Below are 13445 nucleotides of genomic sequence, written 5' to 3' on the forward strand. Positions count from 1 at the left end.
TAAATGCTATCTCATTTATACCAAAATACTGTTCTAAAAAACCCTAAATCTATTTTTATATTACTTTTAATTACATTGTTGAGTTTTGGTTATTTTTCTAAAGATTTTAGATTAGATGCTTCTTCTGACACTCTTTTAATTGAGGGAGATCCAGACCTTGAGTATTTAAAAGAGATTACCCAGAGATACGGTTCAAGAGATTTTTTAGTTTTAACCTACACTCCTAATGAGGGAATGATTACAGAGTCTTCAATTAATAACCTTTTAAGCTTAAAATATAAAATTCAAAGTTTGGACTGGGTTCATAGCGTTATAACATTATTAGATATCCCTTTACTTAATAATTCCGAAGCTCCTCTTCAAGAAAGATTGGAAAGTTTTAAAACATTAAAAGATGAAAATGTAGACACAGAGAGAGGATTTAAAGAAATACTAAATAGTCCAGTCTTTAGAAATTTTGTTATTAGTGAAGATGGTAAAACAAGTGGTGTGATTGTTTATATTAAAAAAGATGAACTAAAAAATATAGAGAGCAAAAGTGAAAAAGAAATAGAAATATATAAAGATACTTTAAAGAAAAAGAATCATGAAAATATTACCCAGATAAGAGAGGTAATTAAAAGCTACAAAGATATCGGAAAAATTTATCTAGGAGGCATTCCAATGATTGCTGATGACATGATGTCGTTTATTAAAAGTGATATAATTGTTTTTGGTTTAGGGGTTCTTTTGTTTATCATCGCAACACTTTGGTTTGTATTTAGAAAATTAATTTGGATCATAATACCAATTAGTAGTTGCTTCTTTTCAGTTTTAATCATGACAGGTCTTCTGGGTCTTTTAGGCTGGAAAGTTACTGTTATTTCATCAAACTTTATTGCCCTAATGTTAATCTTAACTATGGCAATGAATATTCACATGAGTACTCGTTTTTTACAATTAAGAAATGACTTTCCAGAGCTGAAAAACTTTGAAATTATTTCAATGACAACTGGAAAAATGTTTTGGCCAATTATTTACACAGTTCTGACAACTGTATGTGCTTTTTTATCTTTAATTTTTAGTGGCATTAAACCAATTATTGATTTTGGCTGGATGATGACTTTAGGCTTAATTACATCCTTTATAATTACATTCACTCTACTTCCTACACTCTTAAATTTTATGTCTAATAATAATATAAAGATTAAACAAGATAGTGATTCAAAAATTACTTCTTTTTTTGGAAAAATCTCTATTAATAATAAAAGTTCTATCTTTATAATTACTGGCCTTGTTATTATTTTAAGTATTGTTGGAATAAGCCGTCTTGAAGTTGAAAATAGTTTTATAAATTATTTTAATAAAAATACTGAAATATATAAAGGTATGAAGCTTATTGATGAAAAGCTAGGTGGCACTACACCCCTGGAAGTTATATTAAAATTTCCTGATAAAGTAAAAGTGAAGGCAACTGAAGATGATGACTTTGAAGATTGGGGAGATGAAGAAAATCAAGATGATGAAAAATACTGGTTTACCAAAGATAAAGTTGATAAAATTCAAGTAGTTCATAACTATTTAGATAGCTTAACGGCTGTTGGAAAAGTTTTGTCATTTAGTTCAATTATAGAAGTTGCTACACAACTAAATAACAACAAGCGTTTAGGAACACTAGAAATGGGTGTTCTTTACTCAAAAATTCCTGAAAGTATAAAAAAAGATATTATTGATCCATATATCTCAATTAAAGACAATGAAGCTAGAATAAGTTTGAGAATTATTGACTCACAAAATGGCTTGAGAAGAAATGATCTCATAAATCAAATAAATTATGATTTAGAAAATAAATTAAAATTAAACAAGGATGAGTTTAAACTTGCTGGTGTTTTAATTTTATTTAATAATTTACTTCAAAGCCTTTTTAAATCACAGATACTTACATTGGGGCTAGTAATGGTTGGAATTTTTTCAATGTTTATGATTTTATTTAGAAATATTAAGCTATCTATAATCGGAGTGGTGCCAAACTTTATTGCTGCTTTTTTTATTTTAGGAATTATTGGGTTATTAGGAATACCTTTAGACATGATGACTATAACAATTGCTGCAATTACAATTGGTATTGCTGTAGATAATAGTATTCACTATATTTATAGATTTAAAGAAGAGTTTTTAAAAACTAAAGATTATAACAAAACTCTTAAAATATGTCACTCTACTGTTGGCGTGGCAATACTTAACACGTCGATAACAATTGTGTTTGGATTTTCAATTCTGGTTTTTTCAAAATTTATACCCACAATTTATTTTGGAGTGTTCACCGGTATAGCCATGTTGCTTGCAATGGTCTCTGTATTAACTCTACTTCCTTCTCTTATTTTAATAAGTAAACCTTTTGGAAAATAAAAAGTAAATATGATTGATGCTTTAAATGATTTTTATAAAGCAATCTCAATTATAGATTTAATTTTTTTAATCATCACTATTTTTTCTGTGATTAAATGTTACAGCGAAGGTTTTGTTTTAAGCTTACTTTCTGCTTCAAAATGGCTTTTAGCTTATGTGGTAACTCTATTTTTATTTCCTAAGATCAGACCCTATTTTAAGAACATGATTGATAGTGAGTACGTGCTTGATGTAGCATTGGGATTAGCTATTTTTGTTCTAGTAATTTTCATAATATTAATAGTGAATAAAGGAATTAGCAAGACTGTGAAGTTTGTAGGACTTGGAAGACTCGATTCCATTTTTGGTTTATTTTTTGGTTTTATTAGAAGTTATGCAATTTGTGTTTGTTTATTTTCAGCTATAGATATTGTGTATAATTATAATAAATGGCCAATTAATACTGACAAATCATACACCTTTCCATACATAGAAAAAGGTAGTATTTATCTTGTAAAAGTATTTCCTAATGAAAAAAAATATCAAGATTCTAAAGAAAAAATTAAAGAGCTATAATCCAAAAATTAAAGAAGAATGTGGTGTATTTGGTATAAGCAATAGTAACGATGCGGCTGCCCTAACCGCTTTAGGTCTTCATGCACTTCAACATAGAGGACAAGAAGGATGTGGAATTGTATCATTTGATGGAAAAAAATATCATTCAGAAAAAAGATTTGGTTTAGTTGGAGATAACTTCAACAAAGAAAAGGTTTTAAAAAATTTACTTGGTAAATATGCCATAGGGCACAACAGGTACAGCACAACGGGTGAAAATACTTTAAGAAATATTCAGCCTTTCTTTGCAGATACTAATGCTGGTGGTATTGGTGTTGCACATAATGGAAATTTAACCAACTCAGTTACACTTAGAAATAAATTAGTTGAAGATGGTGCGATTTTTTACACAACTTCAGATACTGAAACGATTGTTCAATTAATAGCAAAATCAAAAAGAAGCAAAACAGTAGATAAAGTTATTGATGCTATATTTCAAATTCAAGGTGGCTACGCATTAGTTATGCTTACACAAAGTACATTGATAGGTGTGAGAGACCCACATGGAATACGCCCCTTGATTATTGGTAAAATAAAAGACAGTTATGTTTTGGCATCTGAAACATGTGCTCTAGATATTATAGGCGCTAAGTACGTAAGAGATGTAGAAAATGGTGAAATTGTTTTAATTGAAGATGGTGAGTTAAAAAGTTTCAAGCCCTTTCCTGCAAGGAAAGTTAGACCCTGTGTTTTTGAATATATTTATTTTGCTAGACCTGATAGTTTATTAGATGGAAAGTCCGCTTATGAACATAGAAAAAATTTAGGCATAGAACTTGCGAAAGAAAATAAAATTGATGCAGATATAATAGTCCCTGTACCAGACTCGGGAAATGCAGCCGCACTTGGATTCGCTCAATACTTGGGAATTAATTTCGAATTAGGTTTAATTAGAAACCATTATGTTGGAAGAACTTTTATAGAGCCCAGTCAAAAGATTAGAAGTTTGGGTGTTAAATTAAAATTGAATGCTAATCAATCCACAATTAAAGATAAAAGAATTATTTTAATAGATGACTCTTTGGTTAGAGGAACAACTTCTCATAAAATTGTTAAAATGCTTTATGACGCTGGTGCAAAAGAAGTCCATGTTAAAATTGCATGTCCAGAAATTAGATATCCTGATTTTTATGGTGTCGATACACCAACTAAAAAAGAGCTTCTTGCAGCAAATAAAACTAATGAAGAAATTTGTGAATATATTGGTGCTAAATCTTTAGATTTTTTGTCACTTGAAGGGCTATATAGAGCAATAGGATTTGAAAAAAGGAATGACACCTACCCTCAATTAACAGATCACTATTTTACTGGAGATTATCCAGTAAAACCAATTGATATATTGGGTGATGATAGAATAACTCAACTATCTTTATTAAGCACAGCATCAGGAAATTAAGATGAGCACAGTAAAGTTTACTGAAATGAAATATGGCTCAAAAGATGATTACTTAATGCTAGATAAGTATGAGCATGAATATATTAACAAAACTGCCGATAGAGTAATAAAGTTTATGAGTGGATTAAATTCAACTCTAGAAGGATATAAGATTACAAGACTTGAGCATTCTCTTCAAATAGCAACAAGAACTTTAAAGGATAAGGCCAGTGAAGAAATGATTGTTGCAGCGCTACTCCATGATATTGGTGATGAATTAGCTCCTTTAAATCATTCAGAGTATGCAGCCTCAGTATTAAAACCTTTCGTAAGTGAAAAAACTCATTGGATAATTGCAAAACATGGAGAGTTTCAAATGTATTATTATGCCCACTATCTCGGTGGCAATAGAAATCAAAGAGATAAATATAAAGATCACAAGTATTATGAGGATACTTTAAACTTTTGCGAAAAATGGGATCAGGCATCTTTTGACCCAAATTTTAAAAGTCTAAAACTTAAAGATTTTGCTCCACTAATTAGAAATATTTTTTCTAGAAAACCTCACACTTTTTGGTAGTCATTAATTAATGACTTTAAATTAGTCTTTATATCACTATATATGAATCAATGATTACCAATAAAGAACAAATAATTAATTATTTTAACTCAGGAATTAGAGATACTAAAGATTTTAAACTTGGTGTTGAGCACGAAAAATTTTTATTTGATCAAAATGATAATAAAAGAGCTGATTACAAAACTGTACTCAAAATGTTTAATGCATTAAGTGAGTTTGGTTGGAAACCAATAATGGAAAAGCAGAATATCATTGGTCTACAAAAAGAGGGTAAAAATATTACACTTGAACCTGGCAATCAAATAGAATTATCGGGTGATAAGTTAAATAATATTCATGAAACCTGCGCCGAATCTCATGATTATCTATTTGAATTAAAACAAGTAACTAAAAAAATTGGTTTAAAAATTGTTAGTGCTGGTTTTGATCCAATTTCAGCTCTAGGTGAAGTACCTAACAACCCCAAGCAAAGATATGAAGTGATGACTAAAGATATGCCCAATGGTGGGTCGCTAAGTCTAGACATGATGTATAGAACTTGTGGCACTCAATTAAACCTCGATTACAACTCAGAAGAGGATTTTATAAAGAAATTTAAAATAATTAATTCATTAGTGCCAATATCAATTGCTTTATTTGCAAACTCATCAATAGTTGAAAAAAAGAATAGTGGTTATATGTCTTATAGATCAAAAGTTTGGCAAGAAACTTCTAGAGGAGGTCTTCCTGAGATTTTTTTTGATAATATGAATTTTGAAAAATATGCAGATTTTTCGATAAACTTTCCCCTTCTATTCATCCAGAGTGATAAAGAATATTTATCTGGGAAAAATTATACATTTTCAGATTTTATGAATGGAAAAATTAAGGAAATAGGTAATAAGCTGCCGACAGAAGGCGATTTAGCAACTCATCTAAGTACTATCTTTACAGAAAATCGATTAAAAAAATATATAGAATTAAGATCTATGGATACATGTGGTTGGGACTGTTTGTGTGCTGGACCAGCATTTAATACAGGGATTTTATATGGAAATTTAGATGAAACTTTTGAGTTAGTTTCTAAATGGGATAAAAATAAAATTATTAATGCATATTTGGAGGCTCCTAAAAAAGGTTTTAATGCAGAGTTGATGGGTAAAGATTTATTATATTGGTCATCTTTATTGCTTAATTTGTCTAGAAAAGGTTTAGAGAGTAGAGACATTTTAAATAAATCTGGTGAAAACGAGACAAAGTTTTTAAACCACTTAGAAAAATTAATTCATAATAAAACAACAAATGCAGATCATATGATTAATAAATTTTCCAAAGATGAAAATTTAACTGAACTATATGACAAATAAGATAGTTGCTATTCAAGGAAATCACCCTTCGGAACTTAACCCAAAAAGTGATAGCAGTATATTTCTCGCTGTAGAAGCTCAAAATAAAAATTGTAAAATATTCTATTATGAGCCTAAAGATCTTTCGATAATAAGTAATAAAGTAGTAGCTAAGGGCTATTTTATAGAATTTAGTTATTCCAATAAAAATTTCTTTAAAATTATAAGTAAGAAAACATTGGCTTTATCTAGATGTAAATATCTACTCATACGTCAAGACCCACCTTTTAACTTAGAGTATATTTCAACAACATACATATTAGATAAAATCAAAGATAAGATTAAGATTGTTAATAACCCAACATCTATAAGAAATGTATCAGAAAAATTATACTCAACTAGATTTCAAAAATTCATGCCCAATACAATTTTTACAAAAGACATCAATGAGGTTATTAAATTTTTTACAAAAAATAAAAAGATTATTATCAAACCTATTCATAGTTTCAGTGGAAATGATATTCACCTTATTGAGAAAAAAATTAATAAAAAACTGATTTTAAATTTTATTAAAAAACATGGACATATTATGTGCCAAAAGTTTTTACCAAAAATTAAATTTGGCGATAAAAGAGTTTTTTTAATTAATGGAAAAATTTGTGGGGCAATTTCAAGAGTTCCTAAAAAAGGATCTTTCTTAAGCAACATGAGTAAAGGCGCTATTCCTATTGCTACTAAATTAACAAGAATAGAAACAAAAATTTCAAATTCAATTGCTAAAGACCTTAAAAAAAATAACATTTATTTTTCCGGTATTGATTTTATAGATCAAAAACTAAATGGCGACATTAATGTGACTTCGCCTACTGGACTTAAAACTTTTTATGATTTAACAAATATAAATCTTGCTAAAAACTTTTGGAAAGGTTTAGGGGCTTGAACAATTTAACTGAGCAACAAAAAGGTTCATTATTAGCTTTTGTCGCAGTAATGTTTATTACACCTGACTCTTTATTCATCAGACTTTCTAACGTTGATACATGGGGTTTATTATTCTATCGAGGACTTATTCCTTTTATTACTGTCTTTCTTGGGATGTTAATAATTTATAAATTAAATTTTTTTAAGATGTTGTTCTCAAGTGGCTATCACGGGCTACTTTATATAGGAACTTTTTCAGTTACAAACATTACATTTGTTGTATCGATACAAAATACAAATGTTGCAAACACATTGGTTATGATTGCTATGGCCCCTATGCTGTCTGCAGTTCTTGGAGGAATTTTTCTAAAAGAATTACCTGATAAAAAAACATGGGTTACAATATTTATAACTTTTACAGCTGCTATATATATATTCTACGATTCAATACAGCTTGGTAATTTTTTTGGTGACATACTAGGCTTAATAACTGCCTTAGGTTTGGCTATTGGTGCGGTTACTATTAGATCTGCAAAAGATAAAAATCTAATTCCTGCTGCAGTTGTTGGCAAATTGATTGTCGCTCTATTTGCTCTACTGTTCATAGAAAGTTTTGCATTAATGGATAGTGATCTAATTATAGTTCCATTAATGTGTGTTATGTGTGTTGCTATCCCTTTTGTGTTGGTAACTATAGCTCCTAGGTTCATCCCTGCTGCTGAAGTGAACTTATTTTTCTTATTAGAGACGATTATTGGGCCTATCTGGGTATGGCTAATTATTAAAGAACAACCCAGTCTCGAAACTATCCAAGGTGGGGCTGTGATTATCACCGCCATTGCAATCCACTCTTTTATCAAATTAAAGAATTCATAATTGAAGCACAATAAAGACTTGATTTACATCTAGATCACAAATAAGCACGGTCAATTTTATGAATAAAGTTTTAAAGAATTCTTGGGCATTGTTTTTAGGTATGGGCTTTCTTATGATGGCCTATGGTTTTCAAGGCTCACTCTTGGGTGTAAGAGCTGTACAAGAAGAGTTTAGTCTAGCAGCAACTGGCTTTATGATGTCAGGGTATTTTGTTGGCTACTTTATTGGTGCATCAACAATTCCTAATCTTATATCTCGTGTTGGTCATATTAGAGTTTTTGCAGCTTTTGCATCTTTAGCATCTTTAGTTGTCTTGGTTCACTCAGTTTTTATTAATCCTTATGTTTGGTTTGTTCTAAGAGTTTTAACAGGAATAAGCATGGTTTGTATTTATACTGTTGCAGAAAGTTGGTTAAACGATAGGTCGTCCAATAAAAATAGAGGAAGTGTTTTATCTATTTATATGGTTATTTTATATGGTTCAATGGGCATAGGAATGTTTTTACTTAATTTTAGTCGTCCTGAAAATTATGAACCTTTCATATTAGTTTCAATCATTACATCTGTTGCTCTTATACCAATTCTATTAACTAAAAAAAAACCACCTACATTTAAAAAAATTAAAGGTATGCCTTTAAAAGAACTGTATGAAACTTCACCTTTTGGAATGGTAAGTGCTCTTTTTTATGGAACAATTCAATCTGCATTATTTACATTGTTAGCAGTTTATGCGGCATCAATGAATTTTACTATATTTCAGATATCACTTGTAACATTTCTTTTAGCGATTTCTGGTGCTATTTCACAATACCCTATTGGAAAACTTTCTGATAAATATGATAGAAGGAAAGTAATAGTAATCTCAACTTTTGGTGCATGTATTTTTGCTCTACTTGCTATTATATCATCAGGTCAAATGTATTTACCAGGAACTCTAGCTACCAGTAAAGTATGGTTTTTTATTTTTTTAATTTGTTTTTCTATTTGTAGTTTACCAATGTTCTCTTTAATTTGTGCTCACACAAATGACTACATACCAAAAGAAAAATTTGTAGCGGCTGGTGCTGGTATACAATTTACATTTGGTTTGGGTGCAATGAGTGGTCCATTTCTTTGTTCAATTTTTATGAATATAGTTGGTTCTAATGGATTTTTTATATTTTTACTTTTCTTTCATGCTTTAATAGGAATTTTTGGTATTTATAGAATGAAAGTTAGAGACACAGTTGAAAACCCAGATTCTCAATTCGTTGCTATGCCTTCAACCATCACTCCTGCGGGAATTGAATTAAGCCCGACAACAGAACCTATTGAAGAGCCAGTGAAAACTGAAGATACTCAAGGAACAACTAATCTTTAAGCATATCGGCCTGCCACATAACCAGAGGACCACGCCCATTGAAAATTATAACCACCTAAGTGGCCTGTAACATCTACGACTTCACCAATAAAGAATAGACCTGGGTGCTTCTTTGACATCATTGTTTTAGATGAAATCTCTTCAGTATCAATTCCTCCTAAAGTGACTTCTGCCGTTCTATAACCTTCAGACCCCGTTGGATTTATAGCCCAAGCATTGATAGAGCTACTTAATTGATTTAATACCTTATTCGATAATTCACATATATTACCACTAACATTATTTTCATTACAAATGATATAAGCCAGCCTCTTCGGGAGAATTTCTGAAATTATAACGTTGATATCCTGTTTAGGATTAGAATTTTTTCTATCACCTAGGAATTTGATAATATCTAGTTTAGGAGACAGGTTAATTTTAATATCATCTCCTAATTTCCAATAAGAAGAAATTTGTAAAATAGAAGGTCCGCTTAAACCTCTATGAGTAAACAACATGCCCTCCTCGAAGAAGATCTTTTTAAATGATACAACCGCTTCAACAGACAGCCCTGTAAGCTCTTTACATATACCAAGTATTTTTTCAGTAAAAGTTAGTGGTACTAACGCAGGAAGTGTTTCAACAACTTTTAAATTAAATTTTTGAGCAATATCATAGCCAAATTTACTTGCTCCAATCTTAGGGATAGACAAGCCACCAGTAGCAACAATCAATGAGTCACAAAAATATTTATCAGAACCAATGGTAATAAAATATTTGTCTTCTTGTTTACCAACATCTTCTATTATTGTCTCTTTTTTTAAGACTACATTTGCCGTCTTGCATTCTAAAAGCAGCATATCGATAATTTGTTGAGCACTCTCATCACAAAAAAGTTGACCTAATTTTTTTTCATGAAATTTAATATTATGCTTCTTTATTAAATCTATAAAGTCATTTTGTGTGTATTGTTTTAAGGCAGATATTACAAATTTTGGATTGTTTGAAATAAACTTGCTAGGATGAGTGTGTATGTTTGTAAAATTACATCTTCCACCACCAGATATTCTAATTTTTTCTCCTATTTTTTTTGCATGATCTACTAAAAGTACTTTTCTTCCACGTTTACCAGCTTCTATAGCACTCATCATCCCAGCTGCGCCTGCGCCTACTATAATAACATCATATTTTTCTGTCATGGATTAATAATAAAGTTTAATAATGTGGAGGCTTTTTATCTTCCATAGCCATACCTGCTTCATCACCACTTTCTAAATCAATAATTTTTTTTTCTAAATTTGAAATTTGTTTTTTTAAAACAGATACTTCTTTTTGTTGAGAATATAATTCATCACTCATCTGTGAGACTTCATGTTGCAGAAAGGCTATCTGCTCTTCTAATTTTTTAATCAAATTTTCCATCTAAATAGCAACTTACGAGACATACTGAATAAATCAAATGATCAATTTTACACTTATTATTGGATTGAAGATGTTTCAAAGAAATAGAAAGTTAAAATCAACTGAAATATTAATGATTTTAAGTATTTTATTTAAATATCTTAGGTATTGGAAACGGCACTATTATTTTTCCGTTATTTTTTAAAAATTTTTTCTCTTGTTTTGCTATTTCTTTAGCTATGTTCCAAGATAGAAGTAAAAGGTAATTTATTTTGTTTGCGTTAATATATTTAGGATCAATTATTTTTATATGTGTGCCAGGCGTATATTTTCCTTGTTTAATCTTACTTTTATCATAAATGTTATCTAAATAATTTTTTCCAATATTGCAAATTTGTAATAGAGCTTGGCCTTTTCCTGAAGCACCATAAGCTGAAATATTTTGTTTTTTGTCTTTTAATTTCTTTAAATAATCATTTAGTTTTTCTTTATGAGCATTAACTTTCTTTGCAAAATTTATCCAGCTTGGTAATTTAAATAATCCCATCTTTTTTTCTTTTACTAATAATAACTGGATTCTTTGGTTTTTCTTAATTTTATAACTTTTTTTGGCAATATAACATCTTATAGAACCACCTTGAGATTCAATTTTTTCAACATCTATAACTTGTAAATTATTTTTATCACATAGATCATTGATAGATTTTAATGAATGAAAGCCTACATGTTCGTGAAAAATATTGTCATATTGATTATCTTTATAGATATTTTCTAAATGAGGGACTTCTATAATAAATATACCATCATCATTCATTAAATTATTAACTCCCTTAAAGATATCATTAGGATTAGGTGTGTGTGCAATCACATTTCTTGCAATACAAAAATCAAAAGAGTTGTACTTATTCTTGATCTCTTTAGATTTTTTATATGAAAAGAAGTCAACAATTGTGTTTACTTTCTTTTTTTTTGAAATTTTTATTAAATTTTTAGCAGGATCAATTCCTAGGGCAAAACTATTATATCTATTTTTTGCCTCTTTTAATAAGGTCCCATCATTACTTGCAATTTCAAATATTTTACTTTTTTTATTTAGATTAAAATTTTTTTTTAATGATTTTAAAAGACTTAAAATCAGCTCAATATTACTTTTAGAAACGCCTGTTTCCCATTCGTAATGATTAAATAATTTTTGTGGTTTAACTAGATTTTGAATTTGTAAATGTTTACAATTTTCACAAACTGCAACTGAAAGGGGGTATTTTTTTTCATTTATAATTTCATTTTTTTTAAGAAAACTTCCAGATAATGCTACTTTTTTGAAATTTAGAATAGAAATTAACCTATTATTGCAAATTCTACATTTTTTTTTCATTTATAAATGACTTACTTCCTTAAAAAATATTCAATTTGTTTTCTTGTGGTCTCTTCGGCGTTATTTTCAAAAAAACAATTCTTGTACCATTCTACAGTCATTTTTATTGTTTCTTTAAAATTTAAAGTAGGAGACCAATCAAGTTCTTTTTTTGCTTTACGATTAGCAATCATCAATAATTTAGCTTCTTTAAGTTCTTTATTTTTAACAATATTGATTTTTTTTTCTTCACCCCAACAACTTATTACTTCTTTTACTACATGAATTACTGTTCTACAATTTATCGTATTTGGTCCAAAATTCCAGTTTGGCTCAATCGAACTTGAAAGTTTTCTATTCATTAACATTTCACCAAGTTTCAAATATCCAGAAATTGGCTCTAAAACATGCTGCCAAGGTCTAGTTGAATTAGGACTTCTTATAATCAGTGGAGTTTTATTTTTTAATGATTTGATTACATCTGGAACTATTCGATTTTTTTTCATATCACCACCACCAATTACATTTCCAGCTCTTGTAGTTGCATAAGATAATTTTTTATTCTTAAGTAAAAAACTTTTATGATAGGATTCAAATACTAGTTCAGCACAAGCTTTGGAGGCTGAATATAAATCTTCCCCACCTAAAGTATCATTTTCAAAGTAGCTTGTTTTTCTTCCATCATTTAAATAGCATTTGTCAGATGTGATATATACTAGATTTTTAATTTCATTAATTCTTACTACCTCTAAAATATTAGCACTTCCCAGGACATTTGTTGTTATCGTTCCTATTGGATTCGCATAACTTTCTGATACAACAGATTGAGCAGCTAAATGAAAGATAATATCTGGTTTTTCTTTTTTAATTACTTGATTTAATTTTTTTAAATTATTTATGTCTAAATAAATTTGCTTAATCTTTCGTGATAATAATAGTTTTTTGAAGAGTATTGAATCTTTCTCTGGCTTTAATGCTATTCCAACAACTTTTGCATTAAGCAAATGTAACCAATAACACAGCCATGTACCCTTGAATCCTGTAGATCCAGTTACTATTACTTTTAAATTTTTATATGTTTGTAATTTATTGATACTCATTTTTAGAAAGTATTTATATATTATAGTTGTATTTGTACATTAAAAAAATACCTGATAAAAATTTAATTTTAAAAAAAACTTAAAAAAATCACTGTCAAATTTTATAGATAATTTACAAATGACAAGGATAGTTATAGGAAATAGTCGATCTATGACAAATAATAATATTTTGTAATTTTTATTAAGATTGTG

12 protein-coding genes are annotated in these 13445 nt (G+C 29.1%); 8 read left to right on the forward strand and 4 right to left on the reverse strand.

The features are described 5' to 3' along the window. Positions 1–3: 3 nt before the first annotated feature. From AC5YF9_RS05220 to AC5YF9_RS05255, 8 genes are read left to right on the forward strand one after another with little or no spacing between them, the layout of a single operon-like run. The gene (locus AC5YF9_RS05220) at positions 4–2388 is read left to right on the forward strand and encodes an efflux RND transporter permease subunit (protein ID WP_415303634.1); all 2385 of its coding nucleotides are present in this window, start codon (positions 4–6) and stop codon (positions 2386–2388) included. A 9-nt stretch (positions 2389–2397) separates the two neighbouring features. Beyond that, positions 2398–2943, forward strand: coding sequence for a CvpA family protein (locus AC5YF9_RS05225; protein ID WP_415303635.1), 546 nt, complete (start codon positions 2398–2400; stop codon positions 2941–2943). Further along, positions 2897–4378, forward strand: coding sequence for an amidophosphoribosyltransferase (purF, locus tag AC5YF9_RS05230; protein ID WP_496169853.1), 1482 nt, complete (start codon positions 2897–2899; stop codon positions 4376–4378). The genes AC5YF9_RS05225 and purF overlap by 47 nt, the downstream gene beginning before the upstream one ends. 1 nt (position 4379) lies before the next feature. Beyond that, positions 4380–4937, forward strand: coding sequence for an HD domain-containing protein (locus AC5YF9_RS05235; protein ID WP_496169854.1), 558 nt, complete (start codon positions 4380–4382; stop codon positions 4935–4937). Between the two features lie 50 nt (positions 4938–4987). Continuing rightward, positions 4988–6283, forward strand: coding sequence for a glutamate--cysteine ligase (locus tag AC5YF9_RS05240; RefSeq protein ID WP_415303638.1), 1296 nt, complete (start codon positions 4988–4990; stop codon positions 6281–6283). Beyond that, positions 6273–7202, forward strand: a complete 930-nt coding sequence (gene gshB, locus AC5YF9_RS05245) for a glutathione synthase (RefSeq protein ID WP_415303639.1) — start codon at positions 6273–6275, stop codon at positions 7200–7202. The genes AC5YF9_RS05240 and gshB overlap by 11 nt, the downstream gene beginning before the upstream one ends. Next, the gene (locus AC5YF9_RS05250) at positions 7199–8059 is read left to right on the forward strand and encodes a DMT family transporter (protein ID WP_496169855.1); all 861 of its coding nucleotides are present in this window, start codon (positions 7199–7201) and stop codon (positions 8057–8059) included. Before gshB ends, AC5YF9_RS05250 begins: the two co-directional genes overlap by 4 nt. Before the next feature lie 58 nt (positions 8060–8117). After that, positions 8118–9419, forward strand: a complete 1302-nt coding sequence (locus tag AC5YF9_RS05255) for an MFS transporter (protein WP_496169856.1) — start codon at positions 8118–8120, stop codon at positions 9417–9419. On the opposite strand, the gene AC5YF9_RS05260 is transcribed toward AC5YF9_RS05255, so the two are convergent. The 4 genes from AC5YF9_RS05260 to rfbG all read right to left on the reverse strand — a co-directional run bounded on the left by AC5YF9_RS05260 (position 9416) and on the right by rfbG (position 13253). Then, positions 9416–10597 (reverse strand): BaiN/RdsA family NAD(P)/FAD-dependent oxidoreductase, encoded by a 1182-nt coding sequence (locus AC5YF9_RS05260; protein WP_415303643.1) that lies wholly within the window; start codon positions 10595–10597, stop codon positions 9416–9418. The two genes, AC5YF9_RS05255 and AC5YF9_RS05260, sit on opposite strands and share 4 nt — an antisense overlap. A gap of 16 nt (positions 10598–10613) precedes the next feature. Further along, positions 10614–10820 carry a SlyX family protein gene (locus AC5YF9_RS05265; RefSeq protein WP_415303644.1) on the reverse strand — a complete coding sequence of 69 codons (207 nt, stop codon included), beginning with the start codon at positions 10818–10820 and terminating at the stop codon, positions 10614–10616. Between the two features lie 127 nt (positions 10821–10947). Continuing rightward, entirely contained in the window at positions 10948–12174 is a 1227-nt protein-coding gene (locus AC5YF9_RS05270; RefSeq protein ID WP_415303645.1) for a class I SAM-dependent methyltransferase, read from the reverse strand. Positions 12175–12185: 11 nt separating this feature from the next. Continuing rightward, positions 12186–13253, reverse strand: a complete 1068-nt coding sequence (gene rfbG / locus AC5YF9_RS05275) for a CDP-glucose 4,6-dehydratase (RefSeq protein ID WP_415303646.1) — start codon at positions 13251–13253, stop codon at positions 12186–12188. Positions 13254–13445 lie beyond the last annotated feature (192 nt).

Source organism: Candidatus Pelagibacter sp. uisw_098 (assembly GCF_059512505.1).

Coding starts and splice junctions, on each gene's coding strand:
- AC5YF9_RS05265 (WP_415303644.1), bottom strand. CDS start 10,820: ATGGAAAATTTGATTAAAAAATTAGAAGAGCAGATAGCCTTTCTGCAA.
- gshB (WP_415303639.1), top strand. CDS start 6,273: ATGACAAATAAGATAGTTGCTATTCAAGGAAATCACCCTTCGGAACTT.
- AC5YF9_RS05225 (WP_415303635.1), top strand. CDS start 2,398: ATGATTGATGCTTTAAATGATTTTTATAAAGCAATCTCAATTATAGAT.
- purF (WP_496169853.1), top strand. CDS start 2,897: ATGAAAAAAAATATCAAGATTCTAAAGAAAAAATTAAAGAGCTATAAT.
- AC5YF9_RS05270 (WP_415303645.1), bottom strand. CDS start 12,174: ATGAAAAAAAAATGTAGAATTTGCAATAATAGGTTAATTTCTATTCTA.
- AC5YF9_RS05260 (WP_415303643.1), bottom strand. CDS start 10,597: ATGACAGAAAAATATGATGTTATTATAGTAGGCGCAGGCGCAGCTGGG.
- rfbG (WP_415303646.1), bottom strand. CDS start 13,253: ATGAGTATCAATAAATTACAAACATATAAAAATTTAAAAGTAATAGTA.
- AC5YF9_RS05240 (WP_415303638.1), top strand. CDS start 4,988: ATGATTACCAATAAAGAACAAATAATTAATTATTTTAACTCAGGAATT.
- AC5YF9_RS05235 (WP_496169854.1), top strand. CDS start 4,380: ATGAGCACAGTAAAGTTTACTGAAATGAAATATGGCTCAAAAGATGAT.
- AC5YF9_RS05255 (WP_496169856.1), top strand. CDS start 8,118: ATGAATAAAGTTTTAAAGAATTCTTGGGCATTGTTTTTAGGTATGGGC.
- AC5YF9_RS05220 (WP_415303634.1), top strand. CDS start 4: ATGCTATCTCATTTATACCAAAATACTGTTCTAAAAAACCCTAAATCT.